Genomic DNA, 23058 nt, shown 5'->3' on the forward strand with positions numbered 1-23058 from the left:
AAAGGGGAATATTCCATTCTCAAGTCGTGAAATTTTTGTTATTCGAAATGCCCTATAGAGCGTTGCAGCGACCTATGGCTGGCGCAGCCACCGTGGCGGTAGCACTAAGGTCTTTGTGAGCACGGCTGATGATGGTGCAATTATCGGTTACTATGCACTGCCTGCCTCCAGCATACAGCCGGAGGTGACCCCAAAGGGTTTCATGAACATGGAATTACGCCATCTACGCTATTTCGTCGCCGTCGCCGAAGAACTGCACTTCAGCCGCGCGGCAGAACGGCTCGGTATCTCGCAGCCTCCTCTCAGTCAGCAGATTCATCTTCTGGAAGAGATGCTCGGTGCACGCCTGTTTATTCGCAGTAACCGGCGCGTTGCCCTGACCGGGCCGGGGATGGCGCTCGCATTCACCGGTTACCGGATATGCTGGAATCGCGACACCTTTATCTCGACCCGCTGGTAGCGGTATTACCGGCGAACCACCCGGTCCTCCAGTGCCTAACCGATGGCGCAGGATTGCCCACGGCGACACTCGCCCGGGAACCCTTTATCCTCTTCGCGCAATCGGCGCACTCGGGAATTCAGGAGCAGATTTATGCGCTTTGCCATGATGCCGGATTTTCACCGCACATTGTGCAGGAAGCACATGAAGCATCGACCATTACCGGACTGGTAGCCGCAGGGCTGGGGGTGTCCATACTGCCAGCCTCCTGTGAACATTTTCGCGTAGAAAACGTGCGTTATATGCCACTGGACACCTCTGCCGCAGTGTCAGAAATTCATGTGGTTTATCATCGCACAGAACACTCGCCATTAGTCGGGAAACTGGTACGGCTGCTGAAAACCACCCGGACGCAACCGAACCCAGTTCGCGGCCGCTAACGGCACTAACCCGCGCAATTTCCACGCGATCGTCAAACCGCTGAGCGCCATGATGCCCACCAACACGGCCACTCCATTCTGTCCCCAGGCTGTATAGAGCAAGCCGCCACTCGCTCCGACAATAGCGGAGCCGATATAGTAAAAACAGATAGAGTGACGCGGCCCGCGCCTTGGCGATATGGGTGCGCCGTCCGACCCAACTGCTCGCGATAGAGTGCCCCCCGAAAAATCCGCAAGTGAGCGCAACGAAATCATAGGGCGCCGCCATCAGGCGATACCCCAGATAATTGTAGACCGTCACAAACATGCCCATCAGAAAAAATCCCTCGGCAAATAGCCAAGGTAATCCGGGGTCTTTGAATATCTTGGAGACATGGCCGAGGCTGCGCTGCCAGCTTAAGGCGCGCGGTACAAAATGGCGAGATGCTGGCAACAAACGCAGGACTATCACGCTGGCACACAAGCCTGTCACGCCAATGGCGCCAATACCCACGCGCCAGCCCCAATAATTCGCCAGCACACCCGCAATCAGCCGCCCGGACATGCCGCCCACAGCACTACCACTAATATACAGCCCCATACCCAGTCCGACAGACTCCGTATGCATTTCTTCATTGATATAGGTCATGGCGACCGCCGACAAACCGCTCAAGGTCAGGCCCAGCAAAGCCCGCAAGGCAAAAAACCCGTACCAGTTCGGCACAAATCCGGTGCACAGCACCAGCAGCACTGACAAAAACAGGGAAAACACCATGACCGGTTTCCTGCCCCAGCGATCCGACAGATTGCCCGCAAACAGCATGGCCACCGCCAACACTCCCGTCGTCAGGGACAGCGACAGTGCGCTACCCGCCGCACTGACCCCATACTCTTTGCTGAACACGGGCATCAGTGGTTGCACGCAATAGAGCATACTGAACGTGGCGAATCCCGCTGCGAACAGGGCCAGATTCGTCCTTCGGGACACGGTCGTTCCGTGATGAATGGCGCTATCGGGCAGAGTGTCTGATGATGGCGCGGCGTGATGTGAATGGACGAGATTCATGTCGTCGATACGCGATTAGCTATCTCGATGAGATTCCCGTCGGGATCACGGAGATATCCGGTAGCACCGGTACGTTGTATCGGCCCTTCAATGACCGTTCCGCCGTGGGACGCCATATGGGCGAGCACGTCAGATAACGGCACGGCGGTGGTAAAACACAGATCTGCAGAACCAGGCGTAGGTTGCAACGCCTTAGGCGCAAATTCACACTCCTGTGCATGCAGATTGATTTTCTGGCTGGCGAATGCCAAGGCTTTACGTCCCGGCCCGAAGGTCAGCGCTTTCATCCCTAACACTTCTACGTAGAAAGCGATGCTCGCTCTATGTTCTTCACGGTGAGCACAAGATGGTCAAGACTATCGAGCTTCATGTTCTTCTCCGGTCAGTTTCTGTGAGTGTCAGGGGACGAAGCGTAAACTCCCCGAAGCGCTGAAACCATAGGGCAGCGACTCTGCTTCTATATTTCTTAACTATAAGCGGCCAGCCGCATGACCATCACGAAAAGAGATATTGCAACATTAGCCGGTCACAAATGAAGATTCCGTGATAACCAGCATAGAACTGATAAAACCAGGCCGCAGAATTTAAAGACTGCCAATGGGCCTTCACGCCAAAAGCCAGGGTGCCCTTCATATTGTCCGGCATAGGGTGTGACTTGCGCCGTAACCGCATGAAATGTGCTGGAAATCATGAAGATATCCGATGTATTCATCCACGGGGTGTTAATCAACTGATCACCGACCCGCATCCGTAACCACGGATTCTGATATTGCAAATAGGCCTGCCCCAGCACATTCAGGCTATCTTTTCCGCCCACGGCAGAGCATCGATATGGGTATATCCCGGCATGTCGACATCATTGGTGCCAAGACTGTTGGCGGTGTAAAGTGCCACCCCGCAATGACGCCATAGAGAGGCACGGTCTGGGCCTTGATCATGCCGCCCAGGGAATAGGCATATTTGTCGGGTAATGCCGAATCACCGTACAGTTTGTTGAAATAATAGGAACGAATGATTCCGGTGACGATAGTTGCCTCGAGGAACTGCTGGATGGATTCCGCATGGGCAACCCACGGCAACACCATCAAGACAGCCACGACAGTTTTTACCATATAAAACCTCTTTTAAGTAAGTAAATTAACCAGCTGGTTGATGAGCTGGTTAATTAAAGTTACGGGTAGGTTACGGACTGCTTCCAAACGTGGTTGTTAACCGAGGTGATCTCCAGCAGATAATTTCCTGGAGCCAATGTTACGCCAGCGTTTATCGAGCCCGGCAGGCTAATGGTAGCCGAAGCGCCCACCGGCCCTACGATGCCGAATTTCCCCACATGCAGTTGTTGATAGGGAAAGTCGTTGTGGAATGCGCTTTTCGGAAGCTGGGCGAGATCTTTACCCAACCATTGTTCGACTACCTTTCCGCTCTTTGCCTCCAGTAGACGTATCACCAGCGCATTGGAAGGCTCGGCAGCGACACCGGCATCCACGTAGGCATGGAAGCGCACACCACCATCGGCGCTCAACTGAGCATCCTTGATTTGCCAGTGGTGCTTGGCCGGACTGACTGGCCCTCCGTGGAAGGGCGTGATGACCGAACCGCGATAATAGCTATAGCTTCCAACAACGAAGGCCAGCACGATCAGAAACAGGCCCAAAGCCAGATTTTTGAAGGCCTCATCGCGCAAGGGTAGCGGCAGGCTACCGCCAAACCAGCGAAAAAGCGTGCTGTTGGCGCGGCTCGGCTTGCGGGCGAGTAACCAATTATCCATGGAATAGGCGCCGCTGCCGGCCAGAAAGAGTGCAACGCCCATAGCGATGAAGCGACGGGTTCCACCGCCCCAATAAATCCAACCCTGAACAAAGCGGATCGCCAACAGGGCGATAGCGGCTATGCGCCACCCGCGATCAGCCCCTAAAACCGGGCTTTTGTCAGATAAGGTTGTCGACATGAGCATGCTCCTCCTAAAGGACTTACTTCGCCTGATAAGGTTTGAACCCGTAGTGTTCAAAGATTTCAAGCGCTTTCGGTGACTTCAGGAAATTCACCCAGTCCTGCGCCCACTTGGGGTGTGGCGCACCTTTCACGACGGCTGACGCGTAAATGGCGGTGGTGTTGTCCTTGGCCGGTATGGAGATATGGCTGATGGGGTGCCCCGCCTGCTCTTGGAAAATGGCTTCGGATTTCCAGGTTACACCCGCATCCGCCAGTCCCTGCATGAGGAAAAGCGGCGTTTGCCGATGGTGGATGTGGGTCAGGATAGTTTCGCCATTTTTGACTTTGGTGTTATAGACCATGTTGGCCAATTGTGGCCCACCCGCTTTGGTGAGCGACATTTTGATCTGCCGTGCCACGCCTTCCCAAGCCGGATTAGGCATGGACAAGCGCACGCCGGGCTTGCCCAGATCTTGCAGATTTTCGATGTGGGCCGGATTTCCCTTGGGGATCATGATGGTCAGATCGTTGGTCACGTAGGGCACTGCAGGACCTTGCAACAATCCTTTTTGAATGAATTGGTTCACTTTCTTGAGGCCGGCCGCATAGACATCGGGTTTGACCGTCCAGGTCATGTTGCCGATGGTGATGGTGTTGCCATGCTCCATCTGCTGGATCAGGATGCCGGGGGGAAGTGTCTCATAGTAGATTTTGCCTTTCAGTTCGGGGTATTGCTTCTCGAAGGCATGAACCAGGGGCGCCATGGCGAAGTAGTAATTTCCGCCGACGAAAATGGTCAGTTGCGGGTTGTCGATGCTGCCGTGGAAGTCAGGCAGGTCGTCAATTTCGGGGACGGTGAAATCGAGGCCCTTGTTTACGGCCGGGTTATTTTCACCATGCTGCCAAGGCGGAAACACGTCCGATTGGTAACGTGGGGCTTCAGCCTTGCCGCCCCATCCGATGTCGGAGGCCTGGGCAAGGCCCATTCCGGCGAAGGCGGCTGCCATGGATGCTGCGAGAATCGTCCTCATAATGACATGATCTTTTTTCATAACATGCTCCTGATGTGCGGTGTTATTTGGTGTAATGGAATCCGGCTTGCTCTAACTCCGGCAAAGTGCCCACGATTCCCGGCGTGAGTACCACACCAGGGATGAGGTGATTGGTGAACTCGGCCGCCATTTCCTCGTGGCTGAGCTTGTCCGGGTTGATACCTTTGTTGTGCAAGGCCATGGTGAGTTCCCAGACCTCGTTGTGGCAGGCGAGGAAAACGGCGCCGCGCCGTTGCAGGACTATGATGCTGTTGTCGTGGGGTGAGTAGACGCCTTCTACATCATTGAAATCGGCCGGATTGGCGGTGGATGCCGGGGGCTGTTTCAGCCAGATGTTGCTCGCCCATTTCCCTTTGGTGAAGGTAGATAGATACTTGTTCCAGATGTAGTTGTCATACAGGGCCAAATGGGCTGTGCCATGGGTGGCCGATACGGTAAGGAAATCGGGGTGCTTGAAGGACCATATCTGAGCATTCATTGCGTTGCGCATCAGGTTGAGCCACGGGCTTTCTAACGCGGTGTTATCCCAGACCTGCTTCGATTTTGGCGCATAACGAAGAATCTCGGTAAGGGCTACGTCATCCCACTGATCCGGGCTCGTCAGTATCATGGGCACCGTCTTGAAATCCCGCCGCCGCGGCGCTTTGGCCAAACGGTCGCTCAAGTCCTGCAGGGTGCTGGCTCCACTGGGTAGCAGGTTGGCTGGATCTCCGCCCATCCCGGCAGCCATGGCGCTGGTGTTGTGGCCGACGGAGGCTACGGCGCCTGCGCCGATGAGGGCACGCTTCATGGCATCGCGCCGGGTGAGGGTATTGTTTGTGCGTTTGATCATTGCATGACTCTCCTTGTGGGTGATTGGTACTTCTTTTGAACGGGACTTCCGGTCATAGCCTGCTGTAGGTAGTGGCTCTATGTGTTTTATTCACGACCATTCTCCTCTTTAGATTCGGATAGCCGAATAATGAACACGCCCCACCAGCACGATTACTTGCGCAAAGACTCCATAAGACCTGAGTTCTCTTGATGCGCTGCCTCGGCGCAGGAGGAATCCGGCAAGCCGGTTTCCGCGGACAAACAGGGAGCGCGAAATAAACGCCCACTCCACATCCCCGCAACACTACGCTGGGTCACGATAATCCAGAAAATGCTGAGCATGACCGTAAAAGCCGCGCCCAGAGGCAGGAAAACCCCAAAATGCGTTTCTCTGGCGAGCAGATAGGTAGCGGCGTTAAAGACGCCCAAGGGAAAAGTGAACCCCCACCAGCCCATATTGAAGGGCAAGCCTTCACCCAGATAACGCAGGGTAAAAAAAGCCGCCATGAGCATCCACCACAGACCAAATCCCCAAAGCAGCACGGCCACGAAAAGACCCGCCATTGCGCCGAATTGTGCCATCCCCGTCAAAGCGGTCCCGGAAAAAACGTGCTGATCGGCAACACCAAGGGTAATCATCGCCATGGCACCGGTGCCCAGAGGTCCCAGCGGCAACCATGCCGATACGGCCATATCCCGGTGCGGCAGCTTGTGCAGGGCGAGGCGCAAAAACAGAATCGCCAAAATACCCATGGAGAGCAGCACGGAGATGGACCACAACACATAACTGACATAAATCACCGCCGCACCGGCGGCAGGTGCCAGATGCTGTGCCAGCAAGCCACCACTGGCTGCCGTCACTTCCGGCGGAACAATGGGTAATAGCCAGGCGGCGGTCATCTGCTCAATGCTGTGTTCGTGCGCAGTGAACATGAAAAAGGGTACCAGCAGCACCGAAATTACAGCCAAGGCCACATCCACCCACCACATCACTTCCGTAATTGCTACGGAGCTTGCACTGACCGGCCAGATGATGATCATGCCGTTAACAATGGTGGCAAAACCCATAGGGATGGCGCCAATAAATAAGGACTGAATGGGGTGATGAAGTAAGCGCCGAAAACTATCTGGATAGAAAAACGCTCTCCCCAGAAAAAGCAGGGCGAAGATCACGAAAAAGAAGACGTTAATGCTCCACAGGCCTTGCCCCAGCAGCTTTTGCTCCCAATGCCCGTAGGGAAATTCGGCGAGCATGAGCGCCAGAATGCCAGTACCCATGTTGGCGGCGAACCAGTTGGGCGTGAAGTGGCGGATAATTTCCCAGGGATCACTTTTGGGTGCATCTGCAAACAGGTTCATAGCCGACTTCTCGCTGTAGCGTTCCGGTTGTCATAAAGCATAGACTTGAGCAGAATAACACTCCAATGCTATTTTCTAATATGAGAAATAAACCACAGTAATTTCTTAATGGAGAGAATCCCATGGCTTCGGGACGCATAGACCCCGCCCTTTTGCTAGTCTGGGCACAGGCCGCGCGCAGTGGCAATCTCCATGTGGCGGCAGACGCACTGTTCATGACCCAGCCCGCCGTCTCCCATCGTCTGAAACAATTGCGGGAACTGGTGGGAGAACCGCTGTATCGCCGCGCCCGGCATGGGATCGCCCCCACGCCCATGGGCTTGTCCCTGCTCCGCATTGCGGAGCAAATCGAGGCCGCGCTGGAGGATGCGCGCGCCCTGTGCACGGATACGGAAGGACTGCTACGCGGCTCCCTGGCCCTCATCGCCAGCCACAGTAATGCCGAAACCCTGCTCCCCCGCGCCATCGCCAGCTTCCGGCGCCTGTATCCGGCCGTCTCGGTGCGCCTGATCACCACTAATAGCCGCGCGGCCAAAGAAATGCGCGATCAGGCCGATCTGATTTTTGTGGAAGATGATGTGCCGCTCGCTGGCGTTAGCGACTGGCTGCAAGAGACGCTGGTGGAAACCGAAATCGTCCTGCTCGTGCCTGCCGGGCATCGCTGGTTGCAGGAGCAGAAGCCGGTGCCTTTAGGAGCGCTCGCGGAAGAATCTCTGGTATGGCGGGAAGAAGGGTCCGGCATCCGCGAACATGCCTTGCGGGCACTGAAAGCGGAGGGGTTTTATCCGGATATTCGCTATGAACTAAGCGGCCTGGCGGCCATTCGGGATGCGGTGCGCTGCGGACTGGGCGTCAGCTTTGTCTCCGCACTCAATGATGCGGGCCAGCAACCGTGTCTTGCGACACTGGCCACTACACCCGTCATCCGTCACAAGCTCTCGGTGCTGCACCGACGCACGCCCAGCCACAGCGCCAGGGTGTTCCTGGCGCTGCTGCGGGATAAAATGTAACGACGGGCTGAAAACTGGATAAACCCACGGCACGGATTCTACCCAAGGGCATGAACGCGCCCGATAGCCTTGGCCTCAGAGCCATGATTCTCCCTCATGTAACAGACGGGTAAACCATCCGGCGGGTTGCACAGCGGCCTTGGCAACAACGGGGATGGTCTGCAGGAGATGGCCGTGCCAGCTAACAGACAGCGTACCAATGGGTTCACCGGCGCCAATGGGCGCCTTGAGATTAGCCTGAGGAACAAACCGCGTGTGCAGCCTGACACCCTGTTGCTGCTTGGGCGCTGACACCACCACGGCGCGGGTAGTCACCCCCTGCACCACTTCCGGGCTCCAGTCGTCATGGCGGAGTTGCGCGACTACCTGCCCGGCCGCATACAGCGGGCGATCCCGCCAGCCATCCCGGCCGTAGTGCAGCAACGCGCTCGCGTCACTGCCCGCCGCACTGCGCGAGGGCGCGCCCAGCACGACGGCCACCAGGGTGCGTCCGTCGCGGGTCGCGCTGGCGTCCAGATTCCAACTGTTCTTTGCCGCCAGGCCGACGCCCAGGCCATTGATGTTATCCTGACCGGCGAGCGGATTGTAGTTGTACTGGATGATATGGTTGTAAGTGTAAGAGGCCTTCCCCGCCACCTGTAATACCTGCGGATACGCCTGGATCAAGCGTTCCGAGAGACGGGCAATATCCAGCGCTGTACTGGTCTGGCCCGGCTGGGGCAAGCCGTCGGGGTTGGTAAAGTGGGTGCGTTGCAGGCCCATCGCCGCCGCATCGTGATTCATCAGATCGACGAAACCACCGACACTGCCGGCCACTGTTTGAGTGATGGCAATAGCCGCGTCATTCCCGCCATCAATCAACAGACCACTCTCCAGTTGCGCCATGGTCACCGGCAGACGGGGTTGAATAAACATGCGCGAACCCTGCGCATGCCAGGCCTCGTCGGAGACATGAACCTGCTGCCGCGGTTGCACCAGCCCCTGCTTTTCCGCCTGATACATTACGTAGACCGTCATTAACTTGACTAGCCCGGAGGGGTTGAGGGGTTTTTCGGCGTTCTCCGCCATCAGTACCTGACCACTCTATTCACATCCAGGAGGACCGCGCCCTGTACGCCCGTCAGTTGCGGCGCCGGCATGGGTGGTGGCGGGGGCAGTGTTGGTAATGGGGGTAAATTCGGGGTGACCGCGTTGGCGCTCCCCCATGCAATCGTAGCCACGAGGGCCAGAACTTTGGGCGATTTCATCGTGTCGAGCGGCTCTTTATCCGGCGAAGAATACCCTGTTGGAAATCCACCCGCAGGGAAAGTTCCCAATCGGTGCGGTTACCTCCATCAGCCGGGCGTACCGCCCCCACAGCGGGACTAAGCGCTCCGGCGTTGCAAATAGCGCTGCAGCAAAGCGGTAGTCGAGGCATCGTGGGGATGACTGGCCGCACCCTGCAGTTCCGCCACAATCCGCTGCGCCAACACCTTACCCAACTCCACGCCCCACTGATCAAAGGAATCGATACCCCAGATAATACCCTGGGTAAAGACGCTGTGCTCATAGAGCGCCACCAATGCCCCCAGAGTATGGGGGTCGAGGCGGTCGCCCAGAAGAACACTGCTGGGCCGGTTGCCGGGGAAAACGCGGAAAGGTACCTGCGCCTCGGCGATCCCTTCGGCACGCAATTCCTCCGCCGTCTTGCCAAAAGCCAGCGCCTCGGCCTGGGCGATGAGGTTAGCCATCAGCAACTCATGCTGCTCGGCCAAAGGGCTGAGCGGCTGACAAAAACCGATGAAATCGCAGGGAATCAGCCGCGTACCCTGATGGATCAATTGATAGAACGAATGCTGCCCATCAGTGCCGGGCTCGCCCCAAATAACAGTGCCCGTATCAACGGCAACCGGGTGACCGTCCTCATCCACGCTCTTGCCGTTGCTTTCCATCTGCAGTTGCTGGAGATAAGCCGGGAAACGCGCCAGATCGTGGGCATAGGGCAATATGGCCAGGGTCTGCGCATCCCAGAAATTGTTATACCAGAGCGCCAGCAGACCCATGAGCACCGGCAGGTTCTGCTCCAGGGGCGCCGCCTGAAAGTGCTTATCCATGGCATGAAAACCCGCCAGCAAGGCGGTGAAATGCTCAACCCCCACGCCCAGCATAGTGGACAGACCGATAGCCGAATCCATGGAATACCGACCCCCGACCCAGTCCCAGAAACCGAACATGTGCTCGATGTCCATCCCAAAGGCCGTGACTGCCTCGGCATTGGTAGAGACCGCGACAAAATGCCTGGCCACCGCCGCATCGCCCAAGGCCGAGGTAACCCAATGGCGTGCTTGCTGGGCGTTGGTCATGGTCTCCAGGGTGGTGAAGGTTTTGGAAGAGACGATGAACAAGGTTTCGGCGGGGTCCAGATTCGCCGTAACGTCGGTAAAAGTCGCGCCATCCACATTGGCGACAAAACGCAGTTCCATACCGGGGTGACGGTGCGCGCGCAAGGCCTTCCAAGCCATTTCCGGCCCCAGGTAGGAGCCGCCAATGCCGATATTGACGATCTTGCGAATAGGCTGACCGGTCGCTCCCCGCCAAGTGCCATCGTGGATGGATCGGGTGAAGGCGGCCATGTGTTCCAGTACCCTATGGACTTCCGGCACCACATCCACCCCCGCCGTGCGCATGACACTGCCTTTGGGCGCGCGCAGGGCCGCATGGAAAGCCGCCCGCCCCTCCGTGTGATTGATCAGTTCGCCCGCGAACATCGCCGCACGGCGTTCTTCCAGATGCCGCGCCCGCGCCAGGGCCATCAGCAAACGCAGGGTCTCCGGGTTGACGAGTTGTTTGGAATAATCCAGATAAAGACCACAAGCCTCGGCGGAGAAGTGTCGGGCGCGCTGCGGGTCGTCATGAAAGAGTTGCCGCAAGGTCACCCCCTCCCAACTTTGCCGATGCTGCTGTAACTCATGCCAGGCAGATGATGTGTTCAGGGGTGCGGACACGGCAAAACTCCTTGCGCAGAGCGGGACGGACGCGGAAAGGTACTGACCCAAGAGTAGGCAAGGCGAGTCTTCGCTGCAAGGGCAAAAGCGGCACCAGAAAATCATGTAACAAAGCGGTTCAGGCAACGGCTTCGTCACGCGCAAACCTTTTGCACCCCGGACTTGCCCTGATTTTTCAACGCCGTCACGGCCCGTTATTTTGTTATAATATCCTGTGCTGCTGATATCTTGGTTGATAAGATTCGTGGTACTTAGCAAAGTCGCCCATTTTTGAAAATCAGGCTGAACGGCTTATACTGCCTGTCGCAGATGCTCTGGAACCCTTATTCGCCTTGATTGCTGCCTTTTTGCCTATGGTTTCACGCTATGACCCATCCTGGTCTGCCGAGTCACCGCCTAATGCCCGTATAAACCCGCCGGGAGCTGCCCATGTTCTCCCGGAATAGTGCGACCGACCGATTTTTTGGGTTGAAGGCATTCGCCGTTTTTCTGCTGGCCGTGCTGTTCTTCAGTTGGGGCACAGGCAATACCAGTCTTTGGGATATTGATGAACCCATTTACGCGCAATCGCTGAAAGACCAGATTGCACAGCACAACCTGGTCGTCCCCACGTTCAACGCGCGACTGATGCCCGACAAACCAGCGCTGAACTACTGGCTGATGTGGACCGGCGTCAAAATGCTGGGGATGAATTCGTGGGGGTTGCGGATTGGCTCCGCCGTGGTTGGCGCCTTGTTAATCCTATATCTGATCATGGCCTTGCGACGCCTGTACGGTGAGAATATCGCCCTGATCAGCGGCCTGCTGACCGCCACGGCACTGCACAGCACCGTGATTTTCCGAGGCGCCACCCCCGATCCATTGCTGATCCTGACCGTAACGATTGCCCTGCTGAGTTACCTGCGCGCTTATCTGTTCCCGGACATACGCAACCGCGAATTACTTATTGCCTATGCCGCCATGGCTTTCGCCACACTGGATAAAGGCCCCATCGGGTTCCTACTGCCTGGACTGATTATCGTCTTGTTTTTGCTGCTACGTAGGGATCTGTCTTTTCTCTGGCGGGAAGGCCGATTGGCTTTGGGGGTACCGATTTTTCTGATCATTACCCTGCCCTGGTATCTTGCCGTCGGTGTCGAAACCCACTGGGCCTGGGATCGCGCTTTTATCTTTAAGCAAAACATCGGCCGCTTCAGTGACAGCATGCAGGGGCATCGCGGGCCTTGGGTCTATTATCTGCTCAGCACCTTTCTCGGAATGCTGCCCTGGTCGATTTTTTTGCCGCAAACTTTCCGCGACATCTGGGCCTCGCGACAGCATTTTTTGCACCGGCAACCGAAGACGCTGTTTCTGCTGGTTTGGGGGACGGCGTGGATCGGCTTTTTCACCCTGTCTGCGACCAAGCTCCCCAATTATGTCTGGGAGGCCTATCCGCCACTCTTCATTCTGCTGGCCGCTTATTTCGAGAAAGTCCGGGCGGGTGCCAGCCGCCCCGCGCGCTGGGGATTAGTCCTTTCACTCGGAGTGTTGTTCCTGATCGGGCTGGCACTGAGTATTTTTGCCGGCTGGATTGTACCGCGGGTGGAGCCGCGTCTGCCGAACATGGTGGAGATCGGCGTGCCTTATCTGCTGGCCGCGGGTATTGCTGGCGCCCTGCTCTGGCACCAGCGCTGGGCACAGGCGTGGGTAACGCTGGGCATCGGCGGCGTAGCACTAACAGCACTACTGGTCTTTGTCATTATCCCGCCCTTTAATGGGGTGAAGCCCTCCCGGGAGATGGGACAACGTATTGCCGCCCTGCAAGGCCAACAACCTTATCGGCTGGCTTCCTGGCAATGGTTTCAGCCGAATTTTCTGTTCTATGCCGGGCGTGGCAACATGCCCATTCACCATCTGCAGGCGCTGGCGGAGTTGCCAGCGGTACTCGGTCCAGAACCGCTTTATCTCGTCTGCCCGGAAAACGCCGTTGCCGCAGTCCGTGCCGCCGTGCCCGCAGCATACCAGCAGCAGACCATCATGCTGCGCTATGAGATCTATAACCACGAAAACATCGCCTTGTTGCAGATTAGCCCGCGCACGAAAAATCTTGACCATGCCATCGCGCCTTACTAACATAAGCAAAATATGTGGCGATGGAGTCCGCCCAATAACCGCCTTTATAGGCTAATGACTGCTACTGATCCTGATCGCAAGATCGGGCGGTGGGGAGTTGGAAACCATATAAAGGGGAAGGCATGCTCGACGATATCGTCCTGCAGTGTGGACAGGTCTTGACGGTGATATGGTTATCACCGCTCTTGCACGGCTTCGTTGTCACCACGGAAGAGCGCGGACAGGGGCGGTCCATATTCCAGCCCTATCGGGATCTCTGGAAACTCTTCCACAAAACCCTGCTGATACCGGAATCTGCGTCCTGGGTGTTTTTCTGGGCGCCGGTGGTGGCCTTTACCGCCATGCTCATCGTGCCGATGCTGATTCCGATATTGGCCATCGTGACCGACCAGCCCTCGGAGGAAGCTATCGCCTTGCTGGTATAGACCTCCAGCATCCAGCCCGCTCAATGCTTATATCCGGATATTGTTACTTGTTATTTTTGCCCGTGTTTTTTTAATATGAGGGGGTAAAGATGTTCGCCACTTTCGGCTTCATTGCCCTGTTTGCCGTCCTCGGCGCCTGGGTGCGTTATGGACAGACCCTGCTGGTGCAGACGGTATTCGGCCGCGGCTTCCCCTGGGCCACCCTGAGCATCAATGTGCTTGGTTGTTTTGTCATGGGTTTTCTTTTTTTTGAGACCTTGGAACGTATTTCTGTGAGTCCGGAATTGCGCACGGGCATGCTCACCGGTGGCCTGGGCGCTTACACCACTTTTTCAACATTCTCCCTCGAAACCTTGGTGCTTTTTGAAAATGGCGAGGCCGTCAAGGGCCTGCTGTATATGTTTACATCGCTGTTTCTTTGCGTCGGTGCCGCTTTTGCCGGGGCCTGGGTTTCCCGCAGTATCTGAGAGGTGCATCATGACGACCGTATCCGTAGTACGCGTTTATATTAAGGAAGGCGACAAGCATGGCGGCCACAATCTCATGGAGGAGATTTTCCGCATGCTCCATGATCAGCACAAAGTGCTTGGTGTCACCGCTTTTCGTGGTATCGCGGGCTTTGGCAGCAATGGGGAAGTGCATGCCGACGATGTTCTGCGCCTCAATGTGCATTTGCCGCTGGTACTGGAATTTTTTGACGAACCGGAGACCGTGGATGCGGTGATGCCGCACCTGCGGGAATTGGTGCCACCGGGTCACATTCTGCGCTGGGAAGCCGATTGCGGTTGCGAATGAAGCATCATTATGCAGACGTTTGAATAGCCGAGGGTGTTCTATACTTCACAGAGGGCAGGTGTTCGCGCTTATGACTGGGTATTTCTGCCATTCATTTTGAGAGAACAGGAGTCGCAACGTGAAAGATCTACGCACCAACTTTTTGGACCACGTCAAAAAGGGTCTCAACGGAAAACCGCTGTTTCTGCGCATACTCTTCTGGGATGGCCATGAATACGCTTTCAACCAGGAGATCCGCGTCACCATGCGCATCAGCTCCGCCAAACTCATCTCGCGCATGCTCATGGGCAGTGCCCTGGACGTGCTCGGCGAAGGGTATGTGGAGGGCACCATCGGCATCGATGGTCGCTATCAGGATATTCTCGCGGTGGCGGAAGGGCTGAGCGACGCCTTCCCCGCCAAAAAGCCCAGAGGCGGCATTTTCCGCAAATATCAGGCCGCCCATAGTAAATCCCGGGATGCCGAAGCGATTCACTACCACTACGATGTTTCCAATGACTTTTACAAGCTCTGGCTGGACCGCAACATGGTCTACTCCTGCGGCTACTTCAAGACCGGCGTAGAAGATATCGACACCGCGCAGGAGCAGAAGCTGGATCATATCTGCCGCAAACTCCATCTGCAGCCCGGTGAAAAACTTCTCGATATCGGCTGCGGCTGGGGTGGCCTGCTGAGCTGGGCCGCAACACATTACGGGATTCAGGGCGTGGGGGTCACCCTTAGCGAGCAGCAGTTTGCCTACGCCAAGGAACGCATAGAACGCGAGGGCCTGGCGAACCGCGTGGAAATTCGCCTACAGGATTACCGCGACATTCCCGAACGGGATTATTTCGATAAGGTCTCTTCGGTAGGGATGCTCGAGCACGTCGGCCGCACCAAGCTTGGAGAATATTTTGGCGTCATCAACCGGGTGCTCAGGGAAGGTGGCTGGGTGATGAATCATGGCATCACCGCCAGCCAGCAGGATGACGAAGACGGGCATCATTCCGGCAGCGATTTCATGGATAAGTACGTCTTCCCCGACGGCGAAATCCCGCATTTGTGGCGTCTGGTATGGGAAATGGCGGGGCAGGATCTGGAAGTCCTGGATGTGGAAAACCTCCGCCCCCACTACGCCCAAACCCTCATCCATTGGGTACAACGCCTGGAAGCACACAAGGACGAAGCCATCGCCATGGTGGGTGACAAGCGCTATCGCATCTGGGCAATCTACATGGCGGGCTGCGCCTATGCCTTTTGGCGCAACTGGTCGGCCCTGCACCAGGTGCTGGCCGTCAAACAGGGCGGTGCCGAGCTGACGCCACGGCCCTGGGAACGGCGTTACCAGCATCAGGAGGATAGCTTCCGCCTGGCCGAGCCCGATTGGGGGGATTTGTAAACAGCGCCCTTGGACAAACGGACCCCCGGTAGCCGCGCAGTTACCTCTTCATGACGCAGCCGTTAGCGTCAGAAGGATATCGGCGTACCAGGCGCAATTGAGGCCCAGCGACTCATCCACTTCCGCGTCTCGCCCCCCCATATCGATACGCGCGGAATGCACGCCCAGCAGCTTCCACGGCAAGATCTGGTCGCCCTCAGCACAGCGCAGCACCACAGGCGCGCCGCTGCTGCCACGGTGCGTCCGCGCGTCCGTAAGAAAATATCCTTGCCCCTGAAAGCGCAGGCCGAAGGAAGAGGCAATGACTGCCTGCCGTACCACTGGCAGATGATGGAGCGTGTCATGAAAGCCCAGCGGAAAGCCCACCACCAGCAACAAACTACCTACTTCAATTTCTTGAAATGCGCTTTGCAAATGCGCCGGTGTAAAGCACTGGATCACTACCGACTCCGGTAAATCACTGCGATCAATCTCAATCACTGCAACATCAATTTCTCCTCCGCTATCTTTGCCCTGGCGCCAGAGACTTTTGCCATCGCGGTAAAGATAAACCGACAACACGGTTGCGCGGGTTAAATTCTCGGCATCGGTGTATGGAGTTCAATTTCAATACGGTTCGGGAAGTGTTTGCTGGGTTTGTCAGTCACTACATGCCTGCTAGTGACGAAAAATAGTCGCTTGTCTCGTGCGAAAAAGAAACCACTGGCGCGGGTGAGCAACCGGTCATTATCAAACGTCGACACGCGGGCCATGGTTAAGAGCAGGGATTCAATCATGGGGATCCCTTGCCCGTCGTCGGATCAGTCTCTACCGTCAGCGGTCACGTTGTGATTGACCACCAGCGACTCATCGACCACTTCTGCCGGTTCGTGTGCGCGGCATGGATGTTAAAAATGAAGTCACTTCCCGGTGCATTCACTTCATAACTCAACGCCAGGGAGAGACGCAGACGAATCATGGCCAAGGCACCTCTCTGCGGGCTAAATGTACGTTGATCACTGGGCCAGGTTTTCCCAGATAGCTGATGACGCGTCTGATGAGTATGCCGCATTGCTGACCGGTGATCCAACCTGGGGGACTACGCAGTCTCAAGCTTTTGTTTTGCGCTGCTTTCGCCTATGCTTCCTGGCGACTCTTGCCACCCCCATTAGGTGGCGTCGCGTCTACCGCTCTCCATAAACAGGTTGCCAGAATGAACCAAAAGTGACTACGACGTTGTGCTGGAAACGCGCCCCATGACCAAGATGCAGGATGATGCAGGAACGCGAGGGCAACGACTGGGCACTTTCGCAGTAAAGTGGTTATTGCAGTGGACCGCACTATGGCCGGACACATGGCGTTCACGCTGTGGTGGCTGGTTGGGGCTGATCGTCATGGCGGGACTCCCCAAGATACGCCGGGTGGTAGACATCAATCTGGAGATTGCCTTTCCTGACTGGTCATTAGCCGGCCGTCAGCAGTTGCGTCGGCGTAATTTTCGTGAACTGGGGCGCACAGCGTTGGAACTGGGGCCGATCTGGGCGCGGCCCTTGCCGAAGACGCTGGGGATGGTGCGGGAGGTGGAGGGCGCGGAGGCTGTTGATCACGCCCTCGCCCTGGACCGTGGGGTCATCCTGTTTACCGCGCATTTGGGTCCCTGGGAGGCGGCGGTGCTTTATACCGGCCAGCGTTGGCCGATTACCGGCATGTATCGGGCATTGCGAAATCCGGGCATGGATGCTCTGATGCGGCACAGCCGAGAGCGCAGCGGGGCCCGTCAGCTCAACAAAGAACGAGGTATTCGCCCCTTGTGCCGCCTCCTCAAGAAAAAAGAAGTCATCGGCATCCTGACCGACCAGAATGTCGATCCCCGAGAAGGTGTGTTTGCGCCATTTTTTGCGTATCCGGCTTGCACAACCCCCGTGCTGGGGCGGCTGGCAGCGCGTGACCGGGTGCCGGTTTTCGGCATGTTTGCCTATCGTCTGCCGCAAGGGTCGGGGTTCAGAATTGAATTTGTACCGCTGCCCGACACTTTCCCCAGCGGCGATGCAGTGGCCGATGCAACCCTCATGAATGCCTGCATGGAAACCGCCATTCGCAAAGCACCTGAGCAATATTGGTGGGTGCATCGCCGTTTCAAGGACCAGCCCGCACCGCGCAAACGGCCTTACTGACCCCACAAGATTATAGACACTACGGTGTCATCTGGCCAAAGCGCCCGCTGTTGAAATCCGCAATGGCCTGCTTGATTTCACCCTCGCTATTCATCACGAAGGGGCCGTAGCCAACGATGGGCTCGTCAATCGGCTCACCACTCAAGAGCAGGACGCTGGCATCGCTGTTAGCTTCAATGGAAAACTCCTGGCTTGCCGCGTCCAGCACCAGCATTTGCGCCGCACGCACTACGGTATCGGCATTCACCAGCACGGTTCCCCGGAGCACGATCAGCGCAGTGCTCCAGCCATCGGGCACGGATAACGTACTCACACCGCCCGCCCTCAGGCGCAGGTCCCATATGTGCATCGGCGAGAAAGTGCTGGCCGGACCACGCTGTCCGGCATACGCACCGGCGATAACCCGCAGCGTTCCGGTGTCGTCAGGCAGCACAATCTCCGGAATATCCTGATCGACAATGGCCTGATAACCGGGCGCGGTCATCTTGTCTTTAGCTGGAAGATTGACCCAGAGCTGCACCATCTCCAGCTCGCCACCCGCCGCCGTGAAGGCCGGAGAGTGGAACTCTTCATGCAGAATCCCCGATCCGGCGGTCATCCATTGCACATCGCCGGGACCAATAACCCCACCCTGCCCGGTGGAGTCGCGATGCGCCACCTCTCCCTTATACACAATCGTCACCGTCTCAAAGCCGCGATGCGGATGCTGCCCCACCCCCCGCGGCTGTTGTGTCGGCGTAAAGGCCATGGGACCGGCGTAGTCCAGCAGCAGGAAGGGGCTGAGCGCCTTGCCGTGACTGTGATATGAAAACATGGAGCGCACCGGAAAACCGTCCCCCACCCAGTGGGAATGCGGTGCATCATAAACACCCAGCACTTTTTTCATGACTATCTCCTGAATATAGGGTTTAACCAGCTCACAAATATACTATAGGTTGAGGAGTGGGACGGTTTGTTACCGGATTTCTGGTATATACTCGCAACACGGGCAGGATTGGGGGCTTGTGGGGCTGGAGTACGCCGGGACATCGGTGTCCTGAGCGCGGCGGCTCCCGGCCATTCACGAGCAGGCAATGGCCGTCATTCTTCAGCCATGCCACCATCAAGACCAACGTTGGTAAGCGTGGCGAGTATTCCATGACAAAGCGTCGTATAGCCTTAGCGAAGTCGTAGGAGGAAGCGGGAATGAGCCTGCGCAGATGTTTACTGGATTGCTTTCGTGCAAATGCCCGCGAACAGTCAAAGGATCTGTACCGAATCACGCCGATCGGCTTGGCGCTGGGCCTCTGGTTTTCTCTATTCCTGTTTGTGCCCGGACAGGCTGTGGCGACCCTCTTCATAAAAGTGGTTACGCTGCCTTTCTTACTGGCAATAGCCTGCTGGATACGACTCATGCGGGGGAGAACGCAACATTAATCACTATTTTCGGGACGGCAACAGGAGCGCTCTTTTGATTGCGGTAAGTGTCTGCTGCATCAACGCCATCGGCTCGGTACCCACCCCCGCATGAGTCATCCGGAAATCGAACCGGGCTTTATCGTCCTCCACGGCGACCGTCTGGAGTGGCTCGGCGATGCCGTTCTGGAATGGCTGCGCGAGCACCCGCTTCGGCCACTGGAAGAGGAAATCTTTCTCGTCCAGAGCAACGGCGTTGCCGAATGGCTGCAATGGACCCTGGCAGCCCATGAGGGCATCTGTGCCGCGGTGCGCGTCGCTCTGCCGGGGCGTTTTCTCTGGGAAAGCTATGGACGGGTGCTGGGCACCAGCATCGTCTCGGCCCGCTCGCCGCTGGACAAGGCCCCCCTCACCTGGCGACTGATGCGGCTCTTGCCGGAACTGCTGTCCCATGCCGATTTCACTCCCTTGCGGCATTTTATCGGCCAGTCACAGCGGCCGGACGGCGCATTGGAGCGGCGCTGGCAAATGGCCGCGCAGATCGCCGATCTCTTCGACCAGTATCAGGTCTATCGTGGCGACTGGCTGGCGGACTGGGCCACAGACCAGTCCCTGCTGCGGCGGGGCGATGGCGAGCGGGTGACTCTGCCCGCAGACCAGCGCTGGCAACCCCGGCTCTGGCAGGCGTTACGGCAGAACCTGCACAGCCGCGAACAGGGTCAGGCCCTGGGCCGGGCGCAGGTGCATGACCGGTTCCTCGCCGCCCTGAACGCCGGGCGCCCCCCTGCAACATCGTTGCCCCGCCGCGTCATCCTCTTCGGGGCGGCCACACTGCCGGAACAGAGCTTGACCGCGCTGGCCGCACTGGGCCAGCAGATGCAGGTGATCCTTGCGGTGCCCAACCCCTGCCGCTACCACTGGGCCGACATCGCCTCGGGACGGGAATTGCTCAAGCGCGAACGCCGTCGCCAGTCCCCGCGCAACGGCCACGATCTCTCCGCCACCGCAGCAGAAGACTTACATCAGTTCGGCAATCCCCTGCTCGCCGCCTGGGGCCGTCAGGGCCGGGATTTTCTCAATCTGCTGGACCAGTTCGATGAAACGGCAGCATTGCAGCAGCAGATGGACATCCCGCGTATCGATCTCTTCAGCGAAGGTCAGGGCAAAACCCTCCTGCGCCAGTTGCAGGTGCAAATCCGCGATCTGGAAGGTATCAGTCCGGAAACCTGCACAGCGCTGGACGATAACGATCACTCCGTGGTCTTTCACATCGCCCATAGTGCCCTGCGCGAGGTGCAGATTCTCCACGATCAACTGCTGGGCCGCTTTGCCACCGGCAAGCTGCAGCCCCGCGACGTGATTGTCATGGTACCGGAAATCGGCAGCTTTGCGCCCCTCATCCGCGCCACTTTCGATCAGTATGACCGAGAGGATAGGCGTTACATTCCCTACCACATTGTCGACTTGCAGGCCCGCGACGAGCAGCCCTTGCTCCAGGCCCTGGACTGGCTGCTGCGCCTGCCCGAACAACGCTGTCGGCAGAGCGAAATTCGCGATCTCCTCAACTGCCCCGCCCTGCGCCAGCGCTTTGGTCTGGAACTGGAGGACCTGCCCATCGTGCAGCACTGGCTGGCGGGCGCCGGCTGGCGTTGGGGGCTCTCGGCAGAGCAACGGGCCGCGCTGGGCATGCCCCATTGCGGTCCCCAGAACAGTGGTGAATTTTCCCTGCAACGCCTCTGCCTCGGCTATGCCAACGGCGACGACAGCCATTTCGCCGGGATCGAGGCCTACGGCGAGGTGGGTGGGCTGGACGCCGCGCTCCTCGGCCCTCTCAGTCAATTGCTGGAGAAGCTGGAGCACTGGCATGGCATTCTCGCTAGGCCTCTAATGCCGGAACGCTGGGGTGAAGCGGCTCGCACCCTGCTCACGGACTTTTTCAGCGCTAGCGATGATGACGACGAAGCCCTCCTGCAAAACCTGGAAGAGGTCCTGCGCCAATGGCAGGCGGATTGCGCGGCGGCAGATTTTAACGAAGCACTTCCTCTCGCCGTGTTTCGCGGCGCCTGGCTGGAAATGCTGGATGCGCCGGATTTAGGGCGCAGTTTTCTCGGTGGCGGTGTCACCTTTTGCACCCTTCTGCCTATGCGCGCGGTGCCCTACCCGCTGGTCTGCCTGCTCGGCATGAACGAGGGCGATTACCCTCGGCGCAGCCCCCGCCTAGACTTTGACCTCATGGCCTTGCCCGGAATGGCCCGCCCCGGCGACCGCTCCCGCCGCGATGACGACCGCTATCTGATGCTGGAGGCCCTCCTCGCCGCCCGCAGGGAGCTTTATATCAGTTGGGCCGGAAAGGATCAGCGCAACAACCACGATAGGGCGCCCTCTCTGCTGGTGGCACAGTTGCGGGATGCCATTCGCGATGGCTGGCCGTTGTCCCTGGAAAAGCGCACTTTCGCGCACCCCTTACAGCCCTTCAGCCTGGAATATCTGCTCGGCAAACCTGGACTACGCACCTGGGCCCGCGAATGGTATCCATCTCCGCACAGTGCCGCGGAAGACACCGCGCTTTCTGACCCTGCCGAGCTCACCCCCCGCAGCATCCGCGAACTGATGGAGTTTTTCCGCCTGCCTGCACGCGCCTTTTACCGGCAACGCCTGCGCACGGACTTCAACGAAGAAGATCTGGCAGAAGAGGACGACGAACCCTTCACCCTGGACGGTTTCGAAACTTATCGCCTGCTCGAAGACCTGCTCAGCGCCGCGGGAAAAAACGGCCCTGACGGCATTACCGAAAAAGTGCGGGCACAGCAGCGCAGCGGTCGGTATCCCCTCGCGGGCATGGCGGCGAAAACCGCGGCCGCACTGCTCGACGACGTCACTCCCGTCCTTACCGCCTGGCAGGAGATCAGCGCGGAATGGACCGCAGCGCCACAACGACAGGCTATTACCCATGCCCACGGCCAGATATTGCTGGAGGACTGGTTACCTACCCTGCACCAAAACAACGCGGGAGACCTCGCCTTCGTCCAGCTCCGCGCCAGTCGCCTGCTGAATAAAGACAGCAAAAAACCCGAAGGGAATAAACTCGCAACCCTCTGGCTCCAGCAATTACTCGCCAACGCTATCGGCCTGCACTGCGGTGGCATTTTTGTGGGCCGGGATGTGCTTATCCGCGCCGCGCCGCTGCAACTGGACGCCATTGCCGCACTGGACGATCTGCTGGATCTCTGGCAGGAAGGTCTCTGCCAATCCCTGCCGGTTACCCTCAAAACCGCCCTCGTCAGCCTGCAGGGTAAAAACCCGGCTCTGATTTACGACGGCAATGACCGCCTGACTGGTGAAGTCCAGAAAGACCTCAGTCTGTTCCGCGATTATCCCGACTTCGCCGCCCTCAGCAGCGCCCGAACCGGGCCGCAACGACGCGGTTTCGCAGAATACGCTGCAGCCCTCTACCGCCCCTTCGCCGACTGGCTGGAAACCCTGGAATGGCGGGTGCACCCATGACCACGATCCTCGACCCCCTGCACCTGCCCCTACACGGCAGCCGCCTCATCGAGGCCAGCGCCGGTACCGGCAAAACCTGGACCATCGCCGCCCTCTATCTGCGCCTGATCCTTGGACACGGCGCAGAGGGTGAGCACTTCGCACACGCCCTCCTGCCCGAAGATATCCTGGTGATGACCTTCACCCGTGCCGCCACCCAGGAACTCAAGGAGCGTATTCGCG

The 23058-nt window shown here is 57.8% G+C and carries 22 protein-coding genes, 2 pseudogenes and 1 riboswitch; of the genes and pseudogenes, 11 read left to right on the forward strand and 13 right to left on the reverse strand.

The features are described 5' to 3' along the window. Window positions 1–208 precede the first annotated feature (208 nt). A pseudogene (locus Q0C48_RS11085) lies at window positions 209–367 on the forward strand (LysR family transcriptional regulator); the annotation flags it as partial. A 53-nt stretch (window positions 368–420) separates the two neighbouring features. Then, window positions 421–879, forward strand: a complete 459-nt coding sequence (locus tag Q0C48_RS11090) for a LysR family substrate-binding domain-containing protein (protein WP_291524331.1) — start codon at window positions 421–423, stop codon at window positions 877–879. A 199-nt stretch (window positions 880–1078) separates the two neighbouring features. On the opposite strand, the pseudogene Q0C48_RS11095 reads toward Q0C48_RS11090, so the two are convergent. From Q0C48_RS11095 to Q0C48_RS11125, 7 genes and pseudogenes are all read right to left on the reverse strand, one after another. Then, window positions 1079–1924 (reverse strand): annotated as a pseudogene (locus Q0C48_RS11095) (MFS transporter); the annotation flags it as partial. Beyond that, the gene (locus tag Q0C48_RS11100) at window positions 1921–2211 is read right to left on the reverse strand and encodes a hypothetical protein (protein WP_291524333.1); all 291 of its coding nucleotides are present in this window, start codon (window positions 2209–2211) and stop codon (window positions 1921–1923) included. The pseudogene Q0C48_RS11095 and the gene Q0C48_RS11100, both read right to left, overlap by 4 nt. Window positions 2212–2724: 513 nt before the next feature. After that, the gene (locus Q0C48_RS11105) at window positions 2725–3036 is read right to left on the reverse strand and encodes a hypothetical protein (RefSeq protein WP_291524335.1); all 312 of its coding nucleotides are present in this window, start codon (window positions 3034–3036) and stop codon (window positions 2725–2727) included. Between the two features lie 59 nt (window positions 3037–3095). After that, window positions 3096–3872 (reverse strand): TQO small subunit DoxA domain-containing protein, encoded by a 777-nt coding sequence (locus Q0C48_RS11110; RefSeq protein WP_291524337.1) that lies wholly within the window; start codon window positions 3870–3872, stop codon window positions 3096–3098. Between the two features lie 22 nt (window positions 3873–3894). Further along, on the reverse strand, window positions 3895–4908 hold the full coding sequence (locus tag Q0C48_RS11115; protein WP_291524338.1) for a substrate-binding domain-containing protein: 1014 nt from the start codon (window positions 4906–4908) through the stop codon (window positions 3895–3897). 22 nt (window positions 4909–4930) lie between these two features. After that, window positions 4931–5740, reverse strand: coding sequence for a transcriptional initiation protein Tat (locus tag Q0C48_RS11120; protein WP_291524340.1), 810 nt, complete (start codon window positions 5738–5740; stop codon window positions 4931–4933). Between the two features lie 152 nt (window positions 5741–5892). Next, window positions 5893–7080 carry a TDT family transporter gene (locus tag Q0C48_RS11125; protein ID WP_291524341.1) on the reverse strand — a complete coding sequence of 396 codons (1188 nt, stop codon included), beginning with the start codon at window positions 7078–7080 and terminating at the stop codon, window positions 5893–5895. A 122-nt stretch (window positions 7081–7202) separates the two neighbouring features. On the opposite strand from Q0C48_RS11125, the gene Q0C48_RS11130 reads away from it, so the two are divergent. Next, complete coding sequence (locus Q0C48_RS11130) at window positions 7203–8090, forward strand: LysR substrate-binding domain-containing protein (protein ID WP_291524342.1); 888 nt, start codon at window positions 7203–7205, stop codon at window positions 8088–8090. Between the two features lie 75 nt (window positions 8091–8165). On the opposite strand, the gene Q0C48_RS11135 is transcribed toward Q0C48_RS11130, so the two are convergent. Further along, window positions 8166–9158, reverse strand: coding sequence for a D-alanyl-D-alanine carboxypeptidase family protein (locus tag Q0C48_RS11135; protein WP_291524344.1), 993 nt, complete (start codon window positions 9156–9158; stop codon window positions 8166–8168). Between the two features lie 296 nt (window positions 9159–9454). Then, a complete protein-coding gene (gene pgi / locus Q0C48_RS11140) occupies window positions 9455–11074 on the reverse strand; it encodes a glucose-6-phosphate isomerase (protein ID WP_291524345.1) in 1620 nt (539 codons plus the stop codon). Window positions 11075–11503: 429 nt separating this feature from the next. On the opposite strand from pgi, the gene Q0C48_RS11145 reads away from it, so the two are divergent. From Q0C48_RS11145 to Q0C48_RS11165, 5 genes are all read left to right on the forward strand, one after another. Further along, window positions 11504–13186 (forward strand): glycosyltransferase family 39 protein, encoded by a 1683-nt coding sequence (locus Q0C48_RS11145; RefSeq protein ID WP_291524348.1) that lies wholly within the window; start codon window positions 11504–11506, stop codon window positions 13184–13186. 7 nt (window positions 13187–13193) lie between these two features. Continuing rightward, a riboswitch (Fluoride riboswitch) is annotated at window positions 13194–13257 on the forward strand. Window positions 13258–13308: 51 nt separating this feature from the next. Continuing rightward, window positions 13309–13611 (forward strand): NADH-quinone oxidoreductase subunit H, encoded by a 303-nt coding sequence (locus tag Q0C48_RS11150; RefSeq protein WP_291524350.1) that lies wholly within the window; start codon window positions 13309–13311, stop codon window positions 13609–13611. An 89-nt stretch (window positions 13612–13700) separates the two neighbouring features. Next, complete coding sequence (crcB, locus tag Q0C48_RS11155) at window positions 13701–14078, forward strand: fluoride efflux transporter CrcB (protein ID WP_291524352.1); 378 nt, start codon at window positions 13701–13703, stop codon at window positions 14076–14078. A 10-nt stretch (window positions 14079–14088) separates the two neighbouring features. After that, on the forward strand, window positions 14089–14406 hold the full coding sequence (locus tag Q0C48_RS11160; RefSeq protein WP_291524354.1) for a DUF190 domain-containing protein: 318 nt from the start codon (window positions 14089–14091) through the stop codon (window positions 14404–14406). Window positions 14407–14524: 118 nt separating this feature from the next. Beyond that, entirely contained in the window at window positions 14525–15784 is a 1260-nt protein-coding gene (locus Q0C48_RS11165) for a cyclopropane-fatty-acyl-phospholipid synthase family protein (protein WP_291524356.1), read from the forward strand. A gap of 48 nt (window positions 15785–15832) precedes the next feature. Here the strand turns inward: Q0C48_RS11165 and Q0C48_RS11170 are convergent, their stop codons facing one another. From Q0C48_RS11170 to Q0C48_RS11180, 3 genes are read right to left on the reverse strand one after another with little or no spacing between them, the layout of a single operon-like run. Further along, window positions 15833–16342 (reverse strand): trypsin-like peptidase domain-containing protein, encoded by a 510-nt coding sequence (locus tag Q0C48_RS11170; RefSeq protein WP_291524358.1) that lies wholly within the window; start codon window positions 16340–16342, stop codon window positions 15833–15835. Between the two features lie 14 nt (window positions 16343–16356). Beyond that, the gene (locus tag Q0C48_RS11175; protein ID WP_291524360.1) at window positions 16357–16560 is read right to left on the reverse strand and encodes a hypothetical protein; all 204 of its coding nucleotides are present in this window, start codon (window positions 16558–16560) and stop codon (window positions 16357–16359) included. 44 nt (window positions 16561–16604) lie between these two features. Then, complete coding sequence (locus Q0C48_RS11180; protein WP_291524361.1) at window positions 16605–16742, reverse strand: hypothetical protein; 138 nt, start codon at window positions 16740–16742, stop codon at window positions 16605–16607. 277 nt (window positions 16743–17019) lie between these two features. Between Q0C48_RS11180 and Q0C48_RS11185 the strand changes: the two genes are divergently transcribed. Next, window positions 17020–17937 carry a lysophospholipid acyltransferase family protein gene (locus tag Q0C48_RS11185; protein ID WP_291524363.1) on the forward strand — a complete coding sequence of 306 codons (918 nt, stop codon included), beginning with the start codon at window positions 17020–17022 and terminating at the stop codon, window positions 17935–17937. 19 nt (window positions 17938–17956) lie between these two features. Here Q0C48_RS11185 and Q0C48_RS11190 read toward each other — a convergent pair whose 3' ends face one another. Further along, the gene (locus Q0C48_RS11190) at window positions 17957–18823 is read right to left on the reverse strand and encodes a pirin family protein (RefSeq protein WP_291524365.1); all 867 of its coding nucleotides are present in this window, start codon (window positions 18821–18823) and stop codon (window positions 17957–17959) included. Window positions 18824–19443: 620 nt separating this feature from the next. On the opposite strand from Q0C48_RS11190, the gene recC reads away from it, so the two are divergent. Both recC and Q0C48_RS11200 read left to right on the forward strand, forming a co-directional pair. Continuing rightward, window positions 19444–22836 (forward strand): exodeoxyribonuclease V subunit gamma, encoded by a 3393-nt coding sequence (gene recC, locus Q0C48_RS11195; RefSeq protein WP_291524367.1) that lies wholly within the window; start codon window positions 19444–19446, stop codon window positions 22834–22836. Beyond that, the coding region (locus Q0C48_RS11200) for a UvrD-helicase domain-containing protein (RefSeq protein ID WP_291524368.1) at window positions 22833–23058 on the forward strand (226 nt) is incomplete at its 3' end. The genes recC and Q0C48_RS11200, both read left to right, overlap by 4 nt.

Origin of the sequence: Acidithiobacillus sp. (genome assembly GCF_023255755.1) — a bacterium.
Taxonomy (GTDB): domain Bacteria; phylum Pseudomonadota; class Gammaproteobacteria; order Acidithiobacillales; family Acidithiobacillaceae; genus Acidithiobacillus.